Source organism: Klebsiella sp. HMSC16C06 (assembly GCF_001808325.1).
In the GTDB taxonomy this organism is placed as follows: Bacteria; Pseudomonadota; Gammaproteobacteria; order Enterobacterales; family Enterobacteriaceae; genus Klebsiella; species Klebsiella variicola.
The window spans coordinates 284,666-307,224 of record NZ_KV792988.1; the positions used below are offsets into that span (position 1 = coordinate 284,666).

Genomic DNA, 22,559 nt, shown 5'->3' on the forward strand with positions numbered 1-22,559 from the left:
GACCGCTCAGGGGGCTATGCCACCCCATGGTTTCCCATCTATACCGCCGCTGGCATCAAGGTGGAGGCTGAGTGATGGCTGACATTAGCAATGGTCCTGTATCAACTCTGCGTGGTCATTTTTGTAGTTTACCGACTGATTCTAAATGCGATGAGCACCCGGAACGTGTAGCCGTTCGCCGCGTGCAAGGGGAAACAGATTCGTTTGGGTGTGAATATCATGATATGTGCCAGGAATGCCTTGATGAATATGTTAAGTCATCTCAGGAAGCTGACCATTCAGGGGAATGCGACTGGTGCGGTAAGTGCGTTGACCGTTTAATCCCTCATCGAGATATCGAAGAAGGAAGCTGCGGAAGGGTCTATGAGGTGTGTAAGCCCTGTATCGATGCAGAGCGGAAGCGCTGGGAGGAAGAAAATGAATATCGTTGGTAAAACCATGACCAAATCAACCATAACCAGAGAACGCATCGAACAGTACGCTAACGATCCGCGCATGTGCAATATCAACGACGAGATTCGCGAACTGGCCCGCATGGCGCTGGCCGCAATGGACAGCGAGCCGGTGGCGTGGACTTGGCAACATCTCAAGCAATGGCACGTCACTAATGACGAGGAACGCGCAAGGGATTTGGCGTGGGATGGCGTCAAGGTTGAGCCGCTCTATCGCCACGCGCAGCCAGCGCCGGCAGTGCCGGATGATGTGCTGGACGCATTGCAGAAGGTTGCTCGTATACGCCTCGACCTGAATGAATTCGACGGCGACCGTCGCGGCATCGCTGATTGCCTGGGTGATGCCGAAGAGGCGCTCATCGAGGTGGTAAATCGCCGCGCCGCCATGCTCGCAGCCGCCCCGCAGGAGGTGAAGTGATGGGTCGTTCAAGTTTTGATGCTCGACTTGATAAGCGCGTTAATATCGAGAGGCTTGAGGAGCAAGGTCTTATCGCTGACAGCATGGATGTGCGTAAGAACCTTGTTGAGCGCGTTTTGAGGGGTGAAATAACACCTGAGCAGTCCAGGGAAGAGTTGAGGCGCATTCAGCGTAATGCTAAGCGGAATGGACTGAAAACACGCAATCAGGCATGGAGGGAGGGTTGATGCCTAAATCCCCCGCAGAACGCAAAGCCTCCAGTTGAAATCAAACCCCTTTCCGGAGGGGTTTTCTCGTATATGCTCATTTTGCTTTTATCCCCGGGAAGGGCGATAATTACCTCGTCAGCCTGAGCAACTGACACTAATGACCGGCGCCAAGTGGGGACACATGGCGCACAAGACCTTAAAGCAATCCCTGTCACCGATGGCGAAAGCCACCGGCGATTTCCTGCATTCAGCGTTTAGCCTCTCCGGAGGTGAAGCGTGAAGCAACAATTCTGCCTTATCAACGAACACGTTAAGCATAACGTCGTCAGATTCATCCAGTCTCTGCCCGTCGACCACCGATCGCCGCTGATTATCGAGGCGCGCGAAGAAAGCCGCACCGACAAACAGAATCGTCTCATGTGGCCACTTTTGAAAGACCTGAGCGATCAGGTGATCTGGCACGGTGAAAAGCTGGAGCCAGCGGAGTGGAAAGACCTCATCACCGTACTGGTCAGCCAGATGCAAAACCCGGAGCGTGAGCAGAAATCCGCCCCGGGCATCAACGGCGGCCGCGTCTACTTCGGCGTTCGTACCTCTCAATCCAGCAAACGCTACATGGTCGAGGTAATCGAGGCGATCTACTGGTTCGGCACCGAGCACAATGTGAAGTTCAGCGAGAAGTCCAGCAGTCGGATTGCATGGGCCCAGGAATGGAGGGCTTCGCATGCACAGTCTGCTCGCTAAGGTCATGGAGCGCGGTATTTTCCGCGTGCCGGCGCGCCGCAAGCGCAAGGTCGAAGTTAAGCCTTCCGATATCCCCACCTTTCACTATACGGCTCACCTGGCAGATGTCCGCTGGCTGCGCCGCGCTGCCAGAAGGAAAATTGCATGAGCCTCTATCGAAGCATTAATGGTGCTATCTGGCGCAACATCTGGGTTGTTGGTGATCTGCATGGTTGCCATACGCTGCTAATGAACGAGCTGGAAAGGGTCCGTTTCGACCCGTTGTGTGACCTACTGATCTCTGTAGGTGACCTTATCGATCGCGGTGCGGAAAACGTCGAATGCCTTGAGCTAATCGCAATGCCCTGGTTTATGGCTGTAAGAGGGAACCATGAGCAGATGATGCTCGACGGACTATCCTCTTCCGGGAACGTGAATCACTGGCTCGCTAACGGTGGCGGATGGTTCTTTAACCTTGACTACGACAAAGCACGCCGGACTATCGCGTTGGCCCATTTGGTTGCAGGTTTGCCACTCATCATCGAGGTAATGACCGAGGGTAAGAGGGTGGTGGTCTGCCATGCTGACTACCCTCATAACGAATATGCGTATGACAAGCCCGTCGATGCAGAACAGGTGATCTGGAATCGTGAGCGAGTGAGCGCGGCTCAGGATGGGATTGTGAATGAAATATCCGGTGCAGACCTGTTTATTTTTGGTCACACCCCGGCACATCAGCCAAGCCAGTACGCCAATCAGATGTATATCGATACCGGGGCTGTATTCTGCGGACGCCTGACCTTGGTGCAGATCCAGGGTGGTGAGCATGCGTAAACCTTCACGTCGTAAATGCGCCCACTGCCGCGAATGGTTCCATCCCGCCCGGGAAGGGCAGGTGGTATGCAGTTTTGAATGCGCCAGCGCGATCGGCAAAAAACAGACAGCAAAAGCCCGGGAAGATGCTAAGCAGAAGGAAGCACAGCGTCAGCGTACCGAAGAGAAGGCGGGGCGCCAGCGCCGTAAAGCAAGATTGGCTGAGCTCAGACCTAACAGTTACTACAAATCCCAGGCTCAGCAGGCATTCAACGCCTACATCCGCGCGCGTGATGCTGGTTTGCCATGCATCAGTTGCGGCGAGACCAACCCGCCTGATCTGCATGGCGGACAGTGGGACTGCGGCCACTTCAAAACGGTTGGCGCTTACCCTGAGTTGCGTTTTGAAGAGCGCAACGCTCATAAGCAGTGCAAATCGTGCAATGCCGGGGCCGGTAAGTACACCGCCAAAGAGTCGACGGTTGCTCAGCAATACGAAGCTGGCCTGATCGCTCGTTACGGACAGGAGTATGTCGACTGGCTTAACGGACCCCACGAAATGACCAACTACCGCCGGGAAGACTTTATTCGTATTCGCGATGAGTACCGCGCCAAGCTCAAAGCACTGAAACAACGGGAGGCAGCATGAGCCGTGACGTTATCGAACGCATCCGCGACCGTTGGCAAAAGCTACGCCTCTGCCGGCACCGCGGCACCGTACTGGTTGACTACCGCATACTGAGAAATTTCGTTCGCATCTATCAGACCCTGGGAGAGACAGCATGACAGCTCAATACTTGGAATTTGTTCGCCAGGAGCTGATAGTGGCCACCGCCGATCTGAGCGGTGCGACGAAAGGGCAACTGGTAGCTTTTGCAGAGAACGCACAATTCACCGCTACGGCGCGCAGCCGGGGAAGGAAGAAGGTATATAGCGAGGTAAAGCAAAAAATGGTTAACCCGGACGGGCCGCCGATGAGCGGCAGCCAGTCCCGCGCTAAGGGTTCATCAATCGCTCTCGTGCTGCCTGTTGAGTATTCGACGGCAAGCTGGCGCCGGGCTCTGCTTTCGCTGGAAGAGCATCAGAAAGCGTGGCTGCTGTGGAACTACAGCGACAATATCCGCTGGGAGCACCAAGAGACGATAACCCGGTGGGCATGGGAGCAATTCAGCGAGAAGTTGGCTGGCGTACGCATTGCGAAGAAGACTGTCGATCGCCTTCGTCAACTTATCTGGCTGGCCGCTCAGGATGTCAAAGCCGAGCTGGCAGGGAGGGAGACGTATGAATATCAGGCGCTGGCGGAGCTGGTTGGTGTAGCAAAGTCCACATGGACAGAAACCTACCTCCCTCATTGGCTGGCGCTGCGCAGCAGTTTTGTGAAGCTTGATAGCGACGCTCTCATATCGGTAACGCGATCACGTTCACAACAAAAGGCGACAAATTTAGATGTAAGTCTTGCAAAACCGAACTGAAAGGCATATATTTCATGTAAATCTGATATCGTCGCCATAGCTTCGATTGTCGACACACAAAGAATTCAAGCCCGAGGTTAACGCCTTGGGCTTTTTCATTTCAGGGTCAGAAGCACAGCGGTTGTGCGTTCGGCTGTTAACCGAATGGTCGAAGGTTCGAATCCTTCCTGTCCCGCCAAATTAGCGCCATTAGCTCAACCGGAGAGAGCAATAGCCTTCTAAGCTATCGGTTTCAGGTTCGATTCCTGAATGGTGCACCAGATAATGGCCTGACCTGATGACGGGCTCATAACCCAACTTATCAGGGGCGCTGCTGCAACAGCGTCGCAGGCCGCCAGATATGGAGCACGGGCATTATCGCCTAAAATAAGTCCTCCCCCGGTGCCAGATTGATCGCCTGGCCGTTGCTCCACGAAACGGAGCCCATAACAGGTAAGAGCATGTCAGGTACCATGCTGACTTATAGCAGGCGTCTAAGATATGCTCTTACCGTTGTGGTGAATGCGCAGGCTGATGCGCTGGCCAGCCGGGTAGTGCCCGGACAGCACCAGAAGGTGCCGAAGATATGATGTAACCCCCTTCGAGTCGATGCCAGATGTAATCTGTTCATCAAAGCTGGATATCAGCACCAGCCATCACAGCCATATCCCCTGCCTTGGGACCATTACGGCTACCGCGCCGTCGCTTTTACCCTTGGTATTTCTTCCCGCCTTGAGCGGGTTTTTTATTTTCAGGGTCGCGGGAATCACCCTCGACGCTTTGTTGGTAAATCAGCCCGACGGCCCTGAACCTTTTACTGACTACAGATAGCACCCCGAACATTATCGGAGGTGAGAGATGCAACGTATGAACCCAGCCGATGGTCACAATCTGCCTTACTGGTGGTCAGCCTTGCTTGGTATCTTTTCAGTCCTGAGTCTGCAGGATTATGTCTTCATCATTGGCGCCCTGATCTCTGCCTTCTTCACAATCAAGACGTATTACGCAAAGCGTAAAGAAGAGCGAGAGCGACTGGATGAAGAGAAAAAACGCACGCAGCTGTTGGCCAGTTATCTGGCTGATGTCTCCGCTAAGCCAGGAAGTGACCGCCCGGCTTCAGCCGAAGTGGTAACCGAGGCCTTGAAGCGGATCGCAAGTGATACACAGGGGTGAGCATGACGCCATCAATGAGGAATAAACTGATTGGCGTGATCGCCGGCGGCGGTGGTGCCATAGCCATTGCATCTGCGCTCATCACTGGCCCAACCGGGAACGATGGTCTTGAAGGTGTGCGATACAACCCTTATCAGGATGTGGTAGGCGTCTGGACTGTCTGCTATGGCCACACTGGCAAAGACATCATGCTCGGCAAGAAGTACACCGAGGCTGAGTGCCGTGCGCTGCTCAGCAAAGACCTGAACACCGTTGCTCGCCAGACTGACCCATACATCCAAAAGCCGATCCCCGAGACAATGCGCGGGGCTCTGTACTCGTTCGCCTATAACGTCGGCGCTGGCAATTTCCAGACCTCCACACTGCTGCGCAAAATCAACCAGGGCGACCAGAAAGGTGCATGTGATCAGTTGCGCCGCTGGACTTACGCCAAGGGTAAGCAGTGGAAAGGCCTGGTAACTCGCCGCGAGATTGAGCGCGAAGTTTGTTTGTGGGGGCAGAAATGAGATACGTACCGTCGGCGATATGCATGGCTGCGGCAGGATTCATTGCCGCTAGTGGGCATGATGGGTGGGGGTGGTTTCTTTTCGTTGGGGTAATTCTGCTATGAGCCGATTAACCGCCATTATCAGCGCCATTGTGATCTGCCTGATAGTCAGCCTCGGCTGGCTGGTCAGTCACTACTACGACAACGCGACCGAGTTCAAAAGGCAGCGTGACAAAGCAACTGAGCAACTCAGCCTGGCAAATGACACGATCGCGGACATGCAGACCCGCCAGCGTGATGTAGCAGCACTCGATGCCAAATACACGAAGGAATTAGCCGATGAAAAAGCTAAAAATGATGCTCTGCAGCGCAAGCTTGATAATGGTGGTCGGGTGCTCGTCAAAGGCAAGTGTCCAGTGTCAGCCTCAAGCCAAACCGCCAGCGCCCCCAGCATGGGCGATGATGCCACCGTCGAACTCTCTGCAGTTGCTGGACGAAACGTTCTCGGTATCCGGTCCGGAATCCTCAGCGACCAAACAGCCCTGAGGGCGCTGCAGGAATACATCACCACGCAGTGCCTGAGGTAACGATGCTGATACTCTTCATTCTCCTGTCGATCTGGCTCTGTCGACTGTCGGAGAAGCCTGGCTGGTTTAAGGTCAGCCATATTATCTCAATGCTGGCGCTCGAAGATGAGCATCCGGCACGCGGTAAGGGGCTGCGTTGAGATAAGAGCCCACATTACAGAAGTCCTTCATTGAGGGGTTTCGATAATGTCACAACGAGGTAAGCCATATGCGCACTACAGGAATCCTAGTGGCGGAAATTACGCTTCGCCCATACATGAAGCCGCTGCTCATCCTTTCAGTGCTTTTGCGCTGGGGGGTGGCTCACTAAGAAGTGTATCCGGATTGGCCCTGTGATTGAGAAGAAGGCGTAATTATAAAGTTCTGCAAATGGTGTCCGAAAAGCGCCATTGACAGAGTTTTATGTAACTTTCTAGGGTAATGGTTGTCGCTATTCCCCGGTGATATATTTCCGAATCCAGCAGGAAATTCTGATATGGCTAAAGGGTTGATTAATCATTACATCGTGAATATCTATCTGGTGTCAGATGGCTCACATTCCCTCTGTGTATCCATTACTACCCCCCGTTAAGCCGATAATTGAACATGGGTTCATTCATTGTCACTTTGACGACGATGGAGTGGATAAGCGAGAGGGATTCAGCCTCAAAGAAATCTCTCGTTACACCATCATTACGGTAATGAAGGAATAGATAAATGGCAAATCTCACCGACAAACAAGAGTCAGTTGACTGGTCAAAAGTTCATGTCTGGATGAGAGAGTGGCAGGAAGATCTTGATAAAAATATGACCAACGAAAAATTCATTGATTTGTATATTGGGAGATTCTCTCCTCAACCCACAATGAAACAGGATGAGCACTTAAGAAAGTAATTTTGGGTAGGCCAACCAGCTAAGAGGATTGCTCTGCATGAATGAAAATGACAATCGCAGACCATACCCTCCCGTCAACTTCACTGGCGAAAACTGGCTGCCGTATACCCGGCTTATCCCTGCTGCCGAAATCGGCGAATGGGTAAATCAGAACATCCTCACCGAAGACGGCCGAATCCATAACCCTGACCATGCGCACTTGGTCGATGCTGATGTCGCGTTTATGTGGGCCTCTGGCTCATTCGCCAAAAGCGGGCGCATTGTGCTGGGTCAGTGTGAGCAGGTAATGATGCGTGCCGGAGGCTGGCAGAAGTCCCGCATGGAGCAGCAGATGCATGAATGGTTCGGTCGCATACCGAAGTTCATCATCACCCTGGCTGCTGACTACTGCGAGCAATGTAACGCTCTGGAGTTCTGCGCACTGGTAGAGCATGAGCTTTATCACATCGCCCAGGCTACCGACGACTATGGCGCGCCGAAGTTCAACAAAGAGACCGGTATGCCGGTGCTCAAACTTCGCGGCCATGACGTCGAGGAATTCGTCGGAGTGGTCCGGCGTTACGGCGCCAGCAAAGACGTGCAGGAAATGGTGGATGCGGCGAACAGGCCGGCGGAGGTTGCTCATATCGATGTTGCCAGAGCATGCGGGACGTGCATGCTGAAACTGGCGTGATTTTATACTGCTTTATACGGACGGTGGGTTATGGCTGCACTAAAACCAGAAGTGAGAGCCTTTATCGTTCAAGAGCTCGCTTGCTTTGATACGCCATCCCAAATCGTCGAGTCCGTACAAAAAGAATTCAAGGTTCAGGTTACGCGCCAGCAGGTGGCATCGCATGACCCGACAAAGGTGGCTGGGAAAGGTCTGGCTCAAAAATGGGTCGACCTTTTCAACCGCACCCGTGACCGATTCCTCAACGAAATCTCCGACATCCCGATCGCCAACAAAGCCTATCGCCTACGCGTCCTGCAGCGAATGTCTACGACTGCCGAAGGTATGAAAAACCTCGGCATGACAGCTCAGCTACTGGAGCAGGCGGCAAAAGAGGTTGGCGATGCCTACAGCAACAAGCAAAAGGTCGAGCTGACCGGTAAAGACGGCGGCCCGCTGAATCAGGTGACGTACACCGCAGAAGACTATGCGAAGGCCCAGCAGAAGCTGGAGGGAAGGTTAGAAGGGCTGGACTGATATGAGCGGAATTATCGAATGGGATGACCTGTCATTCCCGGAGCGCGTGATCATCCGTTCAAAGTCTACGAAGTCATTCCTGAACTTCACCCGGATATGGTTCGAGCTGATTCAGGGCGATCGGCTGCTGGTTAACTGGCATCACCGCCTGATGGCTTCGAAAATTGATGATCTGCTTGCCGGGCGCCTTGTCCCGCGAAACCTGATTATCAACATCCCGCCCGGCGGTACAAAAACAGAGTTCTTCTCCATTCACTTCCCGGCGTATGTCAACGCCCTGGTGCAGGAGAAGCGGCTTAAACGCTTTCGCAACCTGAATATCTCTTTTGCTGACACGCTGGTAAAGCGTAACAGCCGGCGCACCCGCGACATTATCGCCAGCCGCGAATATCAGGAGTTCTGGCCCTGCTCGTTTGGTGTCAACCAGGCGGAAGAGTGGGAGATAAAGGACGAGCGAGGGCGCTCTATAGGCCAGACGGTATCGCGCTCAAGCAACGGGCAGATCACCGGTGGTCGTGGCGGTTACTACGGACCAGAGTTTTCCGGCATGGTGATGCTGGACGACTACAACAAGCCGGTGGACATGCTCAGCGAGTCCCGACGCAAAAGCGCGAATACGCTGCTGGTAAACACCATCCGCTCACGTCGCGGCGATAAGTCGAAAGAGCACCCGACTCCGTTTGTGAGCATTCAGCAGCGCCTGCACACCGACGATGCAACAGGCTTCATGCTTGCCGGCGGAATGGGCGTACCGTTTCACCATGTCGCCATACCCGCCATGATCGACGAGAAGTACATCCAGTCGCTCGATGAGCCATGGCGTTCGCTTTGCTGGGAAACGGTCAAAGATACCGATTCTGTGGTCGTTGGCGGCGTTCGCTACTGGTCCTACTGGCCGCAGATGGAAGACGTTAACGACCTCCTGCAACTGTGGGAAAAGGATCGCTATACCTTCCTGTCGCAATACCAGCAAAACCCGATGGCGCTGACTGGCGGGATCATCGACACCAGCTGGTTCAGAACGTACACCACCCTGCCGAAGCTTACGCACCGCGCCGTGTACGTCGATACGAACAGCGGGAAGGTAGAGGACTGGCTGGATTACACCGTATTTACGCTGGCTGGCATGGGCGTGGACGGGAATCTGTACATCATCGATGTCGTTCGCGGACGGTGGGACCCGGAAGACCTCCTGAAGAAAGCGGAAGAGGTTTGGGAAAAGTGGCGCCTGTCTGGCTCCATGCGGGTCATGCCGCTGCGTCATATGGCCATTGAAGAGAAGCAGGCCGGACAGGGCCTCATCACCACTCTGAAAAAACGTAGCCAGACCCCCGGACAACTCGCCATCCCGGTGAGGGAAATTCCGCGCGGTACCGGGCAGAACAAGCTCGTTCGCTGCCTAAACGTCATCCCCCAAATCAAAACCGGGAAAGTGTTCGTCCCTGCGACGCACACCGACGACGGACAGAAGCTTTCCAGCATCTTCTACGAGGACGGCACGATCGCAGGCTCAACGGAGTGGGTGCTGACGGCGATGACGGAATGCGCTGCTTTCTCCGCTGATGACAGTCACGACAACGACGACATCCTCGATACCTGGATGGACGCAATCGACGACAACCTGATTTCCGGCCCGCAGCCGATGGTTATCGACCCGAATCAACTCAGGAGAATTTAAGTGTGGTGGTTTAAAAAGAAAGAAGTCGCCGCGCCTGAGCCGGCAAAAGAACCTGAAGCACCGAAGGTCGGGATCAGGCCCGAGGCCGTGGCCGAAGTCCGCGCATTACCGAAAAGAGAGTTTCAGCGCTACGAGCCGCCGAAAGGGGTGATCCCCGAGGCTATCAAAAGCGCCATTCTGGCAATGGACTCCACGCCTTACGACGATCTCAATGCTGCGTATGGCGGTTACGGATACGGCGACTTTGATAGTTTTCCCGGCTACCCGTACCTGGCCACGCTGGCGCAGAAGCCTGAATATCGCAAGATGGTCGGCACCATCGCGGAAGAAATGACCCGCAAATGGATAAAGCTCAAAACTGTCGGCAATGAAGACAAGGCGGATCGGGTAAAACAGCTCGAAGAGGCCATGAAGCGGTTTAAGGTGCGCGAGCGCTTTAAAGAAGCCGCAGAACACGACGGCTACTTTGGCGGTGGCCAGATTTACATCGACGTTCGTTCGCCGCGGGGAATCTCCGCATGGATGGACGACAACGAGCTGCAATCGAAGCTCTTCATGAGCGACAAGAAAATCACGAAAGGCAGCCTGCAGGGGCTCAGGGTCATTGAGCCCATCTGGACCTACCCGGGAATTTATAACTCCGACAACCCGCTGAGCCCGGATTTCTACAAGCCGACTCAGTGGTTTGTCATGGGCCGGACCGTACATGCAAGCCGGATGATTGATTTCGTCTCTCGGAAGGTGCCTGATCTACTGAAAGCATCGTATAACTTCCGCGGCCTGTCTCTCTCGCAGATTGCCGAGCCATACGTCAATAACTGGCTTCGTACCCGCGACAGCGTCAGCGACATGATCCACTCCTACTCGATACCGGTTTTCGGTACGGATATGAGCCAGATCCTGACAGGTGGCGCAGCGGATACGCTGATTGCCCGCCTGCAGGTTATGAATCAGTGTCGTGATAACCGCGGGGCGTTCGCTGTCAATAATGATAAGGAAAAGCCGGAGACCGTGGAGTTCGTCAGCGCCCCTATCGCCGGCCTTGATGCCCTGCAGGCCCAATCGCAGGAGCACATGTCAGCAGTATCAAGCATCCCGCTCGTCAAGCTGCTGGGCATTACTCCAAATGGCCTTAACGCAACGTCTGACGGCGAAATCCGCGTTTTCTACGACTACATTCACGCCCTGCAGCAGTCTGTTTTTAAAGACAACCTGAAGCGCTTGATGGACATCATTCAGCTCTCTGAGTTCGGCGACATTGACGATGGCATAACCTTCGACTTTGAGCCGCTGTACGAAATGAGCTCTAAAGAGCGGGCGGAAATTCGCAAAGTAGACGCGGACACAGACGCTGTCTATGTGGCCGCCAGCGTGCTCTCTGGCAATGAAGTCCGCGAAAAAATTGCCGGTGACCCGGACTCGCCCTATCACTCTCTGGACCTGAATGATGACCTCGAAATCGAAGACGACTACGACGAAGAGGAAGAAACAGACCCTGACGATAAGGGCAGTTCATCCTAACGCTGGCGTCGAAGCATGGTACCGCCGACAGCTTGATAAGCAGGTGCAGGAAATGCAGGCATCTGTTGTTTACTGGCTGTCGGCAAACTATCGGGCCAGCGGCGCGGCTGTCGCCATGGATGCATCACCTGCAGTGATGATGCGGAATGCCATGCATAAACTGGCTAAGCGCTGGACGCGGCGGTTTGATGACATGGCGCAAAAGCTGGCCGACAGGTTCGCTAACGACGCCATGAAAAACGCGGATGCTTCACTGGCCACAGCCTTCAAAGATGCGGGGTTTACTGTCGAGTTCAAAATTACCTCGCAGATGAATAACGCTCTTCAGGCGACCATCGCCGAGAATGTCGGCCTTATCCGATCCATCCCCGAGAAGTATTTCACCGAAGTGGAAGGGCTGGTTATGAGGTCGGTAGCGCGTGGGCGCGACCTGTCCTATCTCACCGATGAACTCCAGAAGCGATACGGGATTACCCGGCGCCGTGCGGCGTTCATTGCCCGAGATCAGAACAACAAGGCCACCTCAGTCGTTCAGTCTGCGCGACAGCAGGCGCTCGGCATTACCCAGGGAATATGGAAGCACTCCCATGCAGGTAAAAAGCCTCGCCAGTCCCATGTGAAAGCCAATGGCAAGCTTTTCGACCTCTCAGAAGGGATGCTCATCGATGGCGAGCACATCATGCCAGGCGAATTACCAAATTGTCGTTGCACCTGGGAGGCTGTAATTCCAGGTCTTTCAAAACAGGATTGAGCAATGAACCCCACAGAGTGCTTAGCTTTCGATCGCGCCTCTGTGCGCACCATCGACGCAAATGGCCGCCTTCAGATTTCACGAACGAATATCAGCAAGGCAAACGTCAACGCCTACTACGGACGCGAGATACCAAGAAGCGAAGAGCTTGGGCTCGAACCCAACAAACTTTACCGGCTTTGGCGCCACCCGGACGAGCTCCGGAAAGCAGCCAAAACCTTCAATAACATCCCCGTGCTCAGCAAGCACATCCCCGATTTTCCCACCGACCCGCCCAATGAATTTCGTGTTGGCGTGACGCACTCCAATGCGGAGTTTGACGGAACGTATCTCACGGTTGGTATGTCGATCTGGGATAACAGCGCGATTGCTGGAATTGAGAGCGGAGAGCAGCGAGAGCTATCTGCATCGTACAAGTACGTCGCAGACATGACCCCGGGTGTCACTCCTGACGGCGAGCCTTATGACGGCGTTATGCGTGACATTTTCGGAAACCACGAAGCGCTGGTCCCTGACGGCCGCGCAGGGCCAGATGTACTGGTCGCAGATTCATTACCACCGGAGCTTAACCACATGCGTAAACATAAGGCAGAGGCGATCCGCGCCACCCTTAAGCCACTTCTGGCGCAGGATGCTGATCTGGAGGCAGAAGTCCGCAAAGCTCTTCTGGCTCTTGATGAGGCCGAAAAGAAAGACGAAGAAGAAAACAAAACCGCCGACGACGAAGACGACGACGAGGATAAGAAAAAAACGGCGGACGATGAGGACGACGAAGAAGGCAAAGGCAAGAAGAAAACCGCCGAAGATGAAGACGATGAAGAAGACGACAAAGTCTCCATAACGGCGATGGACTCTGCGATCCGCCTGGCAGCCGACAGTGCGACTAAAAAGGCTGCGGAAAACTTCCGGAAAATCCGTGAAGCCGAGCAGGTTGTCCGCCCGCTGATCGGCGACGTCGTTGCCATGGACTCAGCCGAAGATGTCTATCGCACCGCGCTTGAACAGAGCGGCGTGGATATCTCCGACGTTCACCCGTCCGCTTATCCGGCGATGGTCAAAATGGCGATCAGCCAGAAAGAAAATTCACGCCCTGTCATTGCGCAGGATTCCGCTTCCGTCAGTGAGTTCGAAAAAGCATTCCCGACCGCTGGCAAACTGAAACGAGGTTAACATGGCAGGTTTTCAGACACGAATTAACCAGTATCCGGCCCCCGGCGTCGAAGGGGCCTTTGCTGGCACCAACCCTCACGCGACCTATCAGGCTGGCGAGGGCGCTCTGGTTGCTGGCGAGGATGGCCTGACTGTCGGCCGCTTCGCCTGGGATGTTGACGGTGTGGCTTCCAATGCCGGTAGCGGTGTTCCTTCTGGCTTTGTCCATCGTGACGGTCAGGCGTCTATCACCGTTTGGTTGGGTCAGGCGTCCATGCTCATCCAGCCCGGTCGTGAAGTGACCCTGAAGGTAGCCGGTGATTACTGGGCCAAAACGTCAACCGCTGCCACCCGCGGGCAGAAGGTTTTTGCATCCCTGACCACCGGTGAGGTGCAAGTCGCCGCAGCCGGCGCAACCGTGGCCGGTTTTATCGAGACCGCATTCTATGCCGCAAGCGATTGTGACGCTGGCGAGCTGGTCAAAATCAGCACCTGGAGCAAGTAATGAACGAATTTCAGCGACACTACGCCGCAGCCAGCGGGAAATATGGCATTGTGCTGCCCGGCGCGAAGGACTACCTGAAGCCGGAGTTTGCGGAGAATTTCGCGCTGGCGATGGATGCCCAGCCGCAAATGGTTACTGCGAATAACGCCGGCATCCCGGCCTACTTCACTAACTACGTCGATCCGGAACTTATCCGCGTTCTCGTAACGCCGATGAAGGCCGCAGAGATTATCGGTGAAGTGAAAAAAGGCGACTGGACGACGCTGACCTCGCAGTTCCCGATCGTCGAGTCGACTGGTGAAACCAGCGCTTACGGCGACTTCAACAACAACGGCATGACGTCCGCCAACGTCAACTGGGTACCGCGCCAGTCGTTCCATTATCAGACTCACACCCGCTGGGGTGAGCGCGAGCTGGACATGTATGGCGCCGGGCGTATCGGCTATGCCGCCGAACTCAATGTGGCCTCTGCACTTGTGCTGAACAAGTTCCAGAACAAGTCCTACTTCTACGGCATCGCCGGGCTGGAAAACTTCGGCCTGCTCAACGATCCGTCTCTGAGCGCTCCGGTGACGCCGGCGGCGACTGGTTCCGGAGGTAGCGTTACCTGGGCAACTAAAGACGGGCAAGCCGTATATGACGACATCTCCGGTCGTCTCTATAAGCAGCTGGTCTCTCAGACCAAAGGCCTCGTAGAGCGTACCGATCGCATGGTGCTGGGTATGTCTCCGGAAATGGAAGTCAACCTGACCAAGACGAACCAGTACAACGTGAACGTCACCGATCAGCTGAAGAAAAACTTCCCGAACATGCGTATCGAAACCGCTGTTGAATACAGCACCGACGCGGGCGAGCTTGTGCAGCTGATTGTTGAGCGTCTGGGTGAGCAGGACACCGCTTACGCAGCATTCACCGAGAAGATGCGCGCTCACGCTGTCGTGGTGGAAGAGTCTTCCTGGCGGCAGAAAAAATCCGGTGGCACCTGGGGTGCAATCATTCGTCAACCGCTGGGCATTGCCAGCATGATCGGGGTGTAACATGGCCGAAACAGTAACTGTAGGATGCAAACTGCCGAACGGCCTGATCCTGGAGCAGGGCGGGTACAAAGTGGAGCTTAACGGCTCCAACTCCTCTATCGTTGTCGGGGGATACGGCCTGACCGAAAACGTGGACAAGGAAGCGTTTGAAGCATGGCTGGCCGTACATGCTGAACAGCCCTATGTTCGCAAAGAGCTGGTGTTTGCCCAGGCGAAAACCAGCAGCGCCCAGGCGAAAGCGAATGAAAACGCTTCGGAGAAAACTGGTCTGGAAGGTCTGGATCAGAACAACCCGGCCCCGGGGATTGAGAAGGCGGACAAAAAATAATGGCGATCGTTGTCTTTGATGTTGCCGCATTTCGTGAGCGTTATCCGGAGTTCGATGCCGTAAGTGAAACGCTGCTTAATGCGTACTTCACGGAGGCAACGATTTACCTGAATAACACGGACAGCAGCCCGGTAAAAGATATCTCTATCCGGGCTCTTTTCCTGAATATGCTGGTTGCGCACATTGCGGCGCTAAATTCAGGCGTAAACGGCGAAAAGGCTTCTGGTCTGGTTGGCCGTGTGGCAAGCGCATCTGAGGGGTCAGTGTCAGTATCAGCTGACGCAGGGCCCTCAAGCGAAAGCTCCTGGTGGTATAAGCAGACTACTTACGGGTCAGCTTACTGGGAGGCCACAAAGCCTTACAGGACAGGTTTTTATGTCCCTGGCTCATCCCCTTCAATGTACCCGGGCCATTATAACCGTCGTTCATTCATCCGGAGGTAGCTATGGATGGAATGTCAGGCGGCGATAAGCTGATGGAGCACCTGCAGTCTATAGCTAAGGGGCTGTCCTCTGGCGATGATTTAAAGGTTGGCTTCCTTGAGGGGGCTAAGTACCCCGACGGGACGCCGGTAGCACTTGTGGCAGCCACCAACGAATTTGGCGGCACTGTAAAAATCCCGGCGCATACCCGGGATTTGAACTTTTACGTTCGCCGTGACGGCGTTTCTCGCTTCGCTAAGCCATCAAAGGCCAATTTCGCGCAGTCAGTAATGATACCCGAGCATATCGTTACGATCCCATCCCGGCCGTACTTCAGGAAGACCATTTCTGAACACGGTCCGGAGTGGGGCGGAGAGCTCGGGAAGCTCATGAAGGCAAACGATTTTGACGCCAGCAAAAGCCTGGCGCTGATGGGGGAGCGGATAAAGGGGCAGATTCAGTCGTCAATCATTGCCTTTTCTGAGCCGCCGAACGCAAAAAGCACGGTCGACAAAAAAGGGTTTAATGACCCGTTAATCGACTCGGCCCACATGCTGAACTCGGTCGACTACGAGGTGAAAGAGTGAATCTCCATTCCATAGTGCGAAGCGCCATTAGCGCGGTTAATCCTCGCGTCGAGGCGCAGATTTACCGCTCGATCGGCCCAATCAAAAACCCGGATTATTCGACCTCTCCGGGCTTTGCACCGCCGGTAACGATGATGGTGCAAAAGCAGGCGCTGAGTCAGGCTGATATCAGGCATATGGATAATATGAACATCCAGGGTGTGCTGGTCAGTATCTGGACGGATGGCAACTGGTGTGGGATTAACAGGGAACGGCAGCAGGGCGGCGATAAGTTCATTATAGGCAATGAAACATGGCTGGTTGTGGATGTTCCTGAAATCTGGCCGGACTGGACGAGGGTTATCGCATGTCAGCAATTGACGTAGGCCTGCAGGTCACTGAAAGCGATCTGTTTAAGGCGACTGGCGATTTCCTTTCTGTCCTCTTCCCGGACGCAGAGATCACGCAGACTCAGCAAAATCAGACCCCCATGCCGAAAGGCGGCTTCATTACTATGACGCCGCTTTTTCTGACGGACCTCTCAACCAGTGCTGTCAACTACGAGTATGACGGCGTTAGCGATTACGGGCGGGCAGAACTTCGCCGCGTTGATGAATGGCAATGTCAGCTCGATTTCTACGGAGATCAGGCGCAAAACAATGCCAGCATCTTTTCGCGTATTGCCCGTTCCGAATTCGCATGCACCTGGTTCAGGGAAAACGCGAATGTCCTGGTACCGCTTTATTCCGGCCCCCCACGGCAAACCTCGATGATCAACGGCGAGAAACAGTGGGAATCCCGCTGGACGCTTGAATTCCATGCAAACCCGCTGATTGTCGTCAGCGTTCCTCAGCAGTTTATGACAGGCGCAGATGTGATATCGCAGCCGGTCGACGTGAGATTTCCTCCGGAGAAATAATAAATGGCAATTTCGCTATCAAAAATCGCCCAGATGCTTCCCGGCGTACTGAAGGCGACAGGGACGGCTATTGATCTCAATGGCCTGTTCCTGACCGACAGCGCATACGCGCCGGTTGGTGCAGTACCCTCATTTTCCAGTGCGGATGAGGTAAAGGCGTACTTCGGCAGCGCGTCGATTGAGTACACCGCCGCGGTGCTGTATTTCGCCGCATTCACCGGTAAAACACAGATGCCTGGCAAGCTGTATTTTAGCCGATTCAATACCGCAGCAGTGGCGGCATTCCTTCGTTCCGGATCGCACGCCGCGACCACGCTGGCACAGCTCAAGTTGCTTTCGGGTACGCTGACTCTGACCGTTGACGGTACGGAGGAGACTTCTGCGGCTATCAACCTCAGCGGCGCCACCAGTTTTGATAACGCGGCAGAGCTGATTGAAACCGGAATTGGCTCCTCGGTTGTGGTGACCTGGGATAGCGTGCTGAAGAAATTTATCATTACCTCTGCAACCACAGGCGTGGATAGCACCATTACATTTGCCGATGAAGGTACGCTGGCTACAGGACTGAAACTGACCGAAGCGACCGGCGCAGTGATCTCCAAGGGTGCGGCACCGGCAGTGGTTGACGATATCTTTACCGCCATTCTGGCCAAAGAGCAGGACTGGGTAACATTCTCCACGACGTTCGCTGTCACCAAAGACCAGGCTAATGCGTTTGCGCTCTGGACAAACAGCCAGAACCACCGCTTTGCCTATGTCCCCTGGGACGCATCAGGAACGGCAATCGTGGCGGGCAGCTCGAATGCACTGGTGTACGACATCATCAACACCTACGTCTATAACGACACCTGTCCGGTGTATGGTTACCCGAACCACGCAGCAAATGCTATGGGGTTTGTGGCAGCGCTGAACTTCACGCAGGCCAATGGGCGCTGTTCTCTGAATGGTCGTCAGGTGTCCGGGCTGCTGCCGATGATCAGTAACGATACTGATTACGAGGCGGCCAAGGCCAACGGCTATAACTTCTACGGCAACTATGCCTCGAATGCGGTCGACACCAACCAGTGGGCACCCGGCTCTATTACCGGTGATTACGCCTGGCTTGACGCATGGGCTGGTCAGGTATGGGTAAATGCTCAGCTTCAGGCGGCTCTCGTTGCACTGTTCCAGCAGGCGAGCAATCTGCCCTACGCAGCAGCCGGAAAAGCTCGCATTGAGTCGTGCATGAAGCCGACCATTGAGCAATTCAGGGCGTGGGGTGGCATGACGGCGGGCACCGATCTTGACCAGTCGCAGATCGACCAGATTAACGCCATCGCTGGCGTCGATGTTACGGATTCGCTTCTGGCTGAAGGGTATTACGTCTACATCGGCCCGTTCACCCCGGCAATGCGCGCCGCGCGTACCAAGCCAACGGTTTACTTCTGGTACACCGACGGCGGGATCATCCAGGGTATCACCGTTAACAGCACGGAGGTGCAGTAATGGCCGGTCAAAATATTACGTCGGCAGACGCCATCATTGAGCTGGTAATCGCTGAGCTCTACCCGTCAGGGTTTAACCTGGAGCAGTTCGAAGCGCAAAACATCTTCGAAATGGGTGATACCGATACGGCAGAGTACCAGCGTACTGCTGACGGTAAACTGCTGGGCGGTTTTGTTTATGGTGATCTGCCGTGGACATTCCATCTGGCTGCATCCTCACCGTCAATTAAGTACATCGACAACTGGCAAACCACGCAGATGACCACGAGGTCTGTGCTGCGTGTCAATGGTACGGTGATCCTGCCATCGCTGGGTAAAAAGTACATCATGACCAACGGCATCCTGCAGCGCGCGCGCCGTATGCCGTCTGCCGGCCGTGTGCTTCAGCCGGTAACTGGGCTTATCCAGTGGGAAACTGTCACCCCGGCAGACTACTCAGCGTAAACAATCAGCCCGGCTTAGTCCGGGCTTTTTTATTCCTGCAACAAATCGCGCATTCGCGTGCGCTTCTTCCAGCAAGAGCTTTCCGTAGTGTGAGTCTGAGGCTGGGCGGTGGATTTCATCGTTCCGCTCTTGGCTGCCCATGTCTACGCGAACAGGCTCGCACCACAGAAAGGTAAATACGATGAAGCATCCAACCGTTTCAGTAAACGGCGTTTCCGTTCGTGTCGACGAAGAGGGACGCTATAGCCTTAATGATCTCCATGCGGCCGCCGTGGCAAATGGGGAGGCTACAGAGTCCCAGCGCCCGAGCGTATTCCTCAGAAGCGCCCAAATAAAACGCTTCATTAAGGCGCTTCAATCCAAAGCACTAAAAAGTGCTTCGGAACAAAATCAACAGCTTAAGGTGATAAAAGGCGGTTCTGAATCAGGAGCGTGGGGCGTCGAGCTACTTGCTATTCGATACGCCGCCTGGATTAAACCGGAGTTCGAAATTGAAGTGTATGAGGTATTTCGAACCGTTGTCCGTTTGGGGATCGGCGCCATGTCCAGGCTGAATAAAATAGACCATATCATCAACACTGAAACCAAAGCGATTAGTCAATGCGCAAGCCAGATGGCCAGGTGGGGCGTAGGTGGCCGCAAGAAATTGCTCCACGCAGCACGCGATCGGGTAGCTGATGAGGTGCAGATGTATTTGCCCGGTATCGCATGAATGCAAGCGGCCCGCCACGGTGGGCTTTTTTATTGCCAGATCACTCATTCAGGAAACAAAAATGGCTCGTAAAAGCATCGTATTCACGGTTGAAGCAAATAACCGTGACAAGGGTAAGCAGTTCAAAATCACCGAAATGCCGGCGAGAAAGGCCGAGGAGTGGGCGATCCGCCTGGCGTGCGCTGTGATTGGCGCCGGCGTTACCGTCCCCGACAATATGATGATGGCCATCGGTGCTGCGGTGGCGCCGGCCCCAGCCGAGGATAACTCAGAAGCTCGCGAGCTGTACGAAAGCGTGATGGCCAGCGGTATGGCCGGACTCGCTCAGTGGGGTATCACTTCACTGGCTAAAGTTCCGTTCGCACAGTCAAAGCCCCTGCTTGATGAGTTGCTTGGCTGCGTGAAATTCCTCGGCGGTAACGGTATCGAAACAGCGCTTGTTGACGAAGGGCAGATCGAAGAAATCAGCACCTGGTCGCGCCTGAAAATTGAAGCCTTCAAACTCCATATCGCTTTTGTAGCAGCCACCGCAAGTTAGAAATACCCTTATCCGTCCCGGAAGATTCAGATCGCGGCTTCATACAGTATGCGAATGTACCGCGCACCATTGCCGCGGTGATCTCCGGGAAAATGGCGACACTCCACGAACTGGACGCGGTATACAGCGTCCAGGATATGTGGTGGCTGATTGAAATAATGACCGTGGATAACACCAACAGAGCCATAGCGGAGAGTGATCATGGCAGCAACGGTAATTGACGCCCTCCTGATTACGCTGGGCCTTGATACGTCTGACTTTCGTAAGGGGCAGAAAGACGTTAGCGACGACCTCAAGAAGCAGCGTGAGGATGCGAAAAAAACTGCCAAGGAAATGGCAGAGCAGGGGAAAAAGGCAGCAGCATTCTTCGGCAGCATAAAGACGGAATTGCTGGCACTGACTGGCGTTACCGTCACTGCCGGCGGCCTGATGAGCTTTGTGAAAAGCACTACTTCCGGCCTGATGGACCTTTCAATTCAGTCAAAGGCTCTTGGCATGACAGCCAGAGAACTTGATGGTTTCGGAAAAGCTGCCGAGTCAGCCGGAAGCTCTTTTGAGAGGATTACGGCCGCCTTGCAGGGTTTTCAGGCTGCAAAGCAAGGCTCTCTATTTGGGGATACCAGTAGCCCGATATTTAGCGGCATGCGGATGCTTACGGCGTTAACTGGTGATACTTTTGACGTCTATTCAAAGGATGCTAAGTCACTTGCAAGATCTTACCTAGAGTCACTCAGGAAAGTCAAAGACCCAAACATTAGGCGCCAGATTGGTGCTATGGGAGGGTTCGATGATGCGACCATTCAGCGAAACCAGGAGGGAAGATTTCTTCCGGACGTTGACCGCTTAACAAAAAGCTCGGGGATAACTGACGCCTCTGTTAAGGGGGGGAAAGAGTTTACAGAAGCATGGGTGCTTCTCAATCAGAACCTCGAAACCACTAAAAACCAATTTTACACGTTCCTTATTCCGTATGTGCGTGAGTTTAATGGCGTTCTTCTTCAGTTATCAAACTGGATGAAATCACATCCAGATGAGATGAGACAAAAAGTCGAGTCCTTCTTTGGTGCTATTGAGAGCGGAGCTAAGGCGGCAGATAACGCAGCGAGATCTGTTGGTGGTTGGGAAAACGCGATCAAGCTACTTATCGGCTTAAAGGTTGCTACATGGGTGATGGGGATTACAAAGGCTTTTACTGGATTGTTCGCCCTTACACCTCCTGCGTGGTTTATCGCTGCCAGTGCTGTGGGTGTGGGGGCTTATCAGAATATATCCAATGCTGCCACTAAAGCCGATCATACTGATTCTCTTTGGGAGTCGATAAAACAGCGCTGGGATGCAGGTGGTTGGTATAACAACCAGCAAAATATGCAGGCGCTGTCACCAGAGCAGAGAAAGAAAGATCAGGATGAGCGCTCATTTTGGGAATCAACTAAAAATCTTCTTTCACAGGCAGTGAATGCATTAATTTCTCCAGCTGGGGCGGCCTCCATGCAGCCAAATATTGTTGGCGGCTACCAGCCAAACGTTCCGCTTAACGCGCAAGCCGCTCGTCTTGGCGCTAAAGGAAAGGCTTTTCTTCAGGCAATGGCTGGCGAATTCGGGGCGCTGGAAGGTAAATATGGACTTCCGGCCGGGCTGCTATCTTCGGTAGCTGCTACTGAATCAGGTGGCGACCCGTTCGCGGAGTCGAAAGCTGGAGCCAAAGGCTTGTTCCAGTTCATGCCAGGCACGGCAAAGGACATGGGGCTTAAAGGTCGTGATGTTTTCGATCCCCACAAATCTGCAGATGCCGCTGGAAGATACCTGCGCTTTCTGCTGGATGCCACCGGCGGCGATCTGGAAAAAACTCTTGCTTCCTATAACTGGGGTCTCGGAAACGTCCAGAAGAAAGGCATGGATAACCTGCCGTCGGAAACTCGCAATTACGTACCTAAAGTCATGGCGGGAATGCGTCCCGGCGCCGGTATGGCCGTAGACCGCGCGATGCCAGGGCAGGCTGGCGGTGTTTATAACTTTTATGGCACCAAAATCACTACCCAGGCCCAGAACGTGCAACAGCTTACCAGCGACATCAAAAAGCACGGTGACAACCGCGTCATGCTAATGGCTGGCTACTCAGGACAATAACTC

The 22,559-nt window shown here is 54.2% G+C and carries 32 protein-coding genes, 2 tRNA genes and 1 pseudogene; all 35 read left to right on the top strand.

Going from position 1 to position 22,559, the window contains the following annotated elements; translation table 11 throughout:
* Positions 1 to 74: 74 nt before the first annotated feature.
* Positions 75 to 434, top strand: a complete 360-nt coding sequence (locus HMPREF3142_RS27460) for a hypothetical protein (RefSeq protein WP_133060742.1) — start codon at positions 75 to 77, stop codon at positions 432 to 434.
* Positions 418 to 870 carry a hypothetical protein gene (locus HMPREF3142_RS06105; protein ID WP_070611791.1) on the top strand — a complete coding sequence of 151 codons (453 nt, stop codon included), beginning with the start codon at positions 418 to 420 and terminating at the stop codon, positions 868 to 870. The genes HMPREF3142_RS27460 and HMPREF3142_RS06105 overlap by 17 nt, the downstream gene beginning before the upstream one ends.
* The gene (locus HMPREF3142_RS06110; RefSeq protein ID WP_198046903.1) at positions 867 to 1,097 is read left to right on the top strand and encodes a PI-PLC domain-containing protein; all 231 of its coding nucleotides are present in this window, start codon (positions 867 to 869) and stop codon (positions 1,095 to 1,097) included. Before HMPREF3142_RS06105 ends, HMPREF3142_RS06110 begins: the two co-directional genes overlap by 4 nt.
* Positions 1,098 to 1,355: 258 nt before the next feature.
* The gene (locus HMPREF3142_RS06115; RefSeq protein ID WP_070611794.1) at positions 1,356 to 1,823 is read left to right on the top strand and encodes a recombination protein NinB; all 468 of its coding nucleotides are present in this window, start codon (positions 1,356 to 1,358) and stop codon (positions 1,821 to 1,823) included.
* Complete coding sequence (locus tag HMPREF3142_RS27465) at positions 1,804 to 1,971, top strand: NinE family protein (RefSeq protein ID WP_004243010.1); 168 nt, start codon at positions 1,804 to 1,806, stop codon at positions 1,969 to 1,971. Before HMPREF3142_RS06115 ends, HMPREF3142_RS27465 begins: the two co-directional genes overlap by 20 nt.
* Positions 1,968 to 2,636, top strand: a complete 669-nt coding sequence (locus HMPREF3142_RS06120; RefSeq protein ID WP_070611796.1) for a metallophosphoesterase — start codon at positions 1,968 to 1,970, stop codon at positions 2,634 to 2,636. The genes HMPREF3142_RS27465 and HMPREF3142_RS06120 overlap by 4 nt, the downstream gene beginning before the upstream one ends.
* Complete coding sequence (locus HMPREF3142_RS06125) at positions 2,629 to 3,264, top strand: recombination protein NinG (protein ID WP_070611798.1); 636 nt, start codon at positions 2,629 to 2,631, stop codon at positions 3,262 to 3,264. Before HMPREF3142_RS06120 ends, HMPREF3142_RS06125 begins: the two co-directional genes overlap by 8 nt.
* Positions 3,261 to 3,401, top strand: coding sequence for a YlcG family protein (locus HMPREF3142_RS27470; RefSeq protein WP_004884232.1), 141 nt, complete (start codon positions 3,261 to 3,263; stop codon positions 3,399 to 3,401). Before HMPREF3142_RS06125 ends, HMPREF3142_RS27470 begins: the two co-directional genes overlap by 4 nt.
* Positions 3,398 to 4,087: a bacteriophage antitermination protein Q gene (locus tag HMPREF3142_RS06130; RefSeq protein ID WP_070611800.1), complete on the top strand. Its 690-nt coding sequence runs from the start codon at positions 3,398 to 3,400 to the stop codon at positions 4,085 to 4,087. The genes HMPREF3142_RS27470 and HMPREF3142_RS06130 overlap by 4 nt, the downstream gene beginning before the upstream one ends.
* A 103-nt stretch (positions 4,088 to 4,190) precedes the next feature.
* A tRNA-Asn gene (locus tag HMPREF3142_RS06135) sits at positions 4,191 to 4,265 on the top strand.
* 5 nt (positions 4,266 to 4,270) lie between these two features.
* Positions 4,271 to 4,347, top strand: a tRNA-Arg gene (locus HMPREF3142_RS06140).
* A 577-nt stretch (positions 4,348 to 4,924) separates the two neighbouring features.
* Complete coding sequence (locus HMPREF3142_RS06145) at positions 4,925 to 5,239, top strand: phage holin family protein (protein ID WP_070611802.1); 315 nt, start codon at positions 4,925 to 4,927, stop codon at positions 5,237 to 5,239.
* Between the two features lie 2 nt (positions 5,240 to 5,241).
* Positions 5,242 to 5,745: a lysozyme gene (locus tag HMPREF3142_RS06150; protein WP_070611804.1), complete on the top strand. Its 504-nt coding sequence runs from the start codon at positions 5,242 to 5,244 to the stop codon at positions 5,743 to 5,745.
* Positions 5,746 to 5,845: 100 nt separating this feature from the next.
* Positions 5,846 to 6,313, top strand: a complete 468-nt coding sequence (locus HMPREF3142_RS06155; protein WP_070611806.1) for a lysis protein — start codon at positions 5,846 to 5,848, stop codon at positions 6,311 to 6,313.
* Between the two features lie 2 nt (positions 6,314 to 6,315).
* The gene (locus HMPREF3142_RS29315; protein ID WP_087749278.1) at positions 6,316 to 6,453 is read left to right on the top strand and encodes a hypothetical protein; all 138 of its coding nucleotides are present in this window, start codon (positions 6,316 to 6,318) and stop codon (positions 6,451 to 6,453) included.
* Positions 6,454 to 7,009: 556 nt separating this feature from the next.
* Complete coding sequence (locus tag HMPREF3142_RS29320) at positions 7,010 to 7,186, top strand: hypothetical protein (RefSeq protein ID WP_176747608.1); 177 nt, start codon at positions 7,010 to 7,012, stop codon at positions 7,184 to 7,186.
* 37 nt (positions 7,187 to 7,223) lie between these two features.
* On the top strand, positions 7,224 to 7,859 hold the full coding sequence (locus tag HMPREF3142_RS06160; protein ID WP_070611809.1) for a putative metallopeptidase: 636 nt from the start codon (positions 7,224 to 7,226) through the stop codon (positions 7,857 to 7,859).
* Positions 7,860 to 7,889: 30 nt separating this feature from the next.
* Entirely contained in the window at positions 7,890 to 8,375 is a 486-nt protein-coding gene (locus tag HMPREF3142_RS06165) for a DUF2280 domain-containing protein (RefSeq protein WP_012542603.1), read from the top strand.
* Position 8,376: 1 nt separating this feature from the next.
* Positions 8,377 to 10,053 (top strand): phage terminase large subunit, encoded by a 1,677-nt coding sequence (terL, locus tag HMPREF3142_RS06170; RefSeq protein WP_004196799.1) that lies wholly within the window; start codon positions 8,377 to 8,379, stop codon positions 10,051 to 10,053.
* Positions 10,054 to 11,574 carry a DUF1073 domain-containing protein gene (locus tag HMPREF3142_RS06175; RefSeq protein ID WP_070611811.1) on the top strand — a complete coding sequence of 507 codons (1,521 nt, stop codon included), beginning with the start codon at positions 10,054 to 10,056 and terminating at the stop codon, positions 11,572 to 11,574.
* 52 nt (positions 11,575 to 11,626) lie between these two features.
* Positions 11,627 to 12,325 (top strand): phage head morphogenesis protein, encoded by a 699-nt coding sequence (locus HMPREF3142_RS06180; RefSeq protein ID WP_070611813.1) that lies wholly within the window; start codon positions 11,627 to 11,629, stop codon positions 12,323 to 12,325.
* A gap of 3 nt (positions 12,326 to 12,328) precedes the next feature.
* Positions 12,329 to 12,865: pseudogene (locus tag HMPREF3142_RS29815) on the top strand (DUF2213 domain-containing protein); the annotation flags it as partial.
* 306 nt (positions 12,866 to 13,171) lie between these two features.
* The gene (locus HMPREF3142_RS29820) at positions 13,172 to 13,495 is read left to right on the top strand and encodes a hypothetical protein (protein WP_228706474.1); all 324 of its coding nucleotides are present in this window, start codon (positions 13,172 to 13,174) and stop codon (positions 13,493 to 13,495) included.
* A 1-nt stretch (position 13,496) separates the two neighbouring features.
* Positions 13,497 to 13,979 (top strand): structural cement protein Gp24, encoded by a 483-nt coding sequence (locus tag HMPREF3142_RS06190; RefSeq protein ID WP_032419581.1) that lies wholly within the window; start codon positions 13,497 to 13,499, stop codon positions 13,977 to 13,979.
* Positions 13,979 to 15,016: a DUF2184 domain-containing protein gene (locus HMPREF3142_RS06195; protein WP_070611816.1), complete on the top strand. Its 1,038-nt coding sequence runs from the start codon at positions 13,979 to 13,981 to the stop codon at positions 15,014 to 15,016. The genes HMPREF3142_RS06190 and HMPREF3142_RS06195 overlap by 1 nt, the downstream gene beginning before the upstream one ends.
* A gap of 1 nt (position 15,017) precedes the next feature.
* A complete protein-coding gene (locus HMPREF3142_RS06200) occupies positions 15,018 to 15,344 on the top strand; it encodes a hypothetical protein (protein WP_070611818.1) in 327 nt (108 codons plus the stop codon).
* A complete protein-coding gene (locus HMPREF3142_RS06205) occupies positions 15,344 to 15,787 on the top strand; it encodes a DUF4054 domain-containing protein (protein ID WP_012542596.1) in 444 nt (147 codons plus the stop codon). Before HMPREF3142_RS06200 ends, HMPREF3142_RS06205 begins: the two co-directional genes overlap by 1 nt.
* A gap of 2 nt (positions 15,788 to 15,789) precedes the next feature.
* Positions 15,790 to 16,353: a hypothetical protein gene (locus HMPREF3142_RS06210; protein WP_014342915.1), complete on the top strand. Its 564-nt coding sequence runs from the start codon at positions 15,790 to 15,792 to the stop codon at positions 16,351 to 16,353.
* A complete protein-coding gene (locus HMPREF3142_RS06215; RefSeq protein ID WP_070611820.1) occupies positions 16,350 to 16,718 on the top strand; it encodes a hypothetical protein in 369 nt (122 codons plus the stop codon). The genes HMPREF3142_RS06210 and HMPREF3142_RS06215 overlap by 4 nt, the downstream gene beginning before the upstream one ends.
* Positions 16,700 to 17,251, top strand: coding sequence for a phage neck terminator protein (locus tag HMPREF3142_RS06220; protein ID WP_070611822.1), 552 nt, complete (start codon positions 16,700 to 16,702; stop codon positions 17,249 to 17,251). The genes HMPREF3142_RS06215 and HMPREF3142_RS06220 overlap by 19 nt, the downstream gene beginning before the upstream one ends.
* Positions 17,252 to 17,254: 3 nt before the next feature.
* Complete coding sequence (locus HMPREF3142_RS06225; protein ID WP_070611824.1) at positions 17,255 to 18,736, top strand: DUF3383 domain-containing protein; 1,482 nt, start codon at positions 17,255 to 17,257, stop codon at positions 18,734 to 18,736.
* A complete protein-coding gene (locus HMPREF3142_RS06230) occupies positions 18,736 to 19,179 on the top strand; it encodes a phage tail fiber protein (RefSeq protein ID WP_043875684.1) in 444 nt (147 codons plus the stop codon). Before HMPREF3142_RS06225 ends, HMPREF3142_RS06230 begins: the two co-directional genes overlap by 1 nt.
* 181 nt (positions 19,180 to 19,360) lie before the next feature.
* Positions 19,361 to 19,891 (top strand): KilA-N domain-containing protein, encoded by a 531-nt coding sequence (locus tag HMPREF3142_RS06235; RefSeq protein WP_048257907.1) that lies wholly within the window; start codon positions 19,361 to 19,363, stop codon positions 19,889 to 19,891.
* 61 nt (positions 19,892 to 19,952) lie between these two features.
* Positions 19,953 to 20,429, top strand: a complete 477-nt coding sequence (locus HMPREF3142_RS06240; RefSeq protein ID WP_070611826.1) for a hypothetical protein — start codon at positions 19,953 to 19,955, stop codon at positions 20,427 to 20,429.
* Positions 20,430 to 20,630: 201 nt separating this feature from the next.
* On the top strand, positions 20,631 to 22,556 hold the full coding sequence (locus HMPREF3142_RS06245) for a lytic transglycosylase domain-containing protein (protein ID WP_070611828.1): 1,926 nt from the start codon (positions 20,631 to 20,633) through the stop codon (positions 22,554 to 22,556).
* Positions 22,557 to 22,559 lie beyond the last annotated feature (3 nt).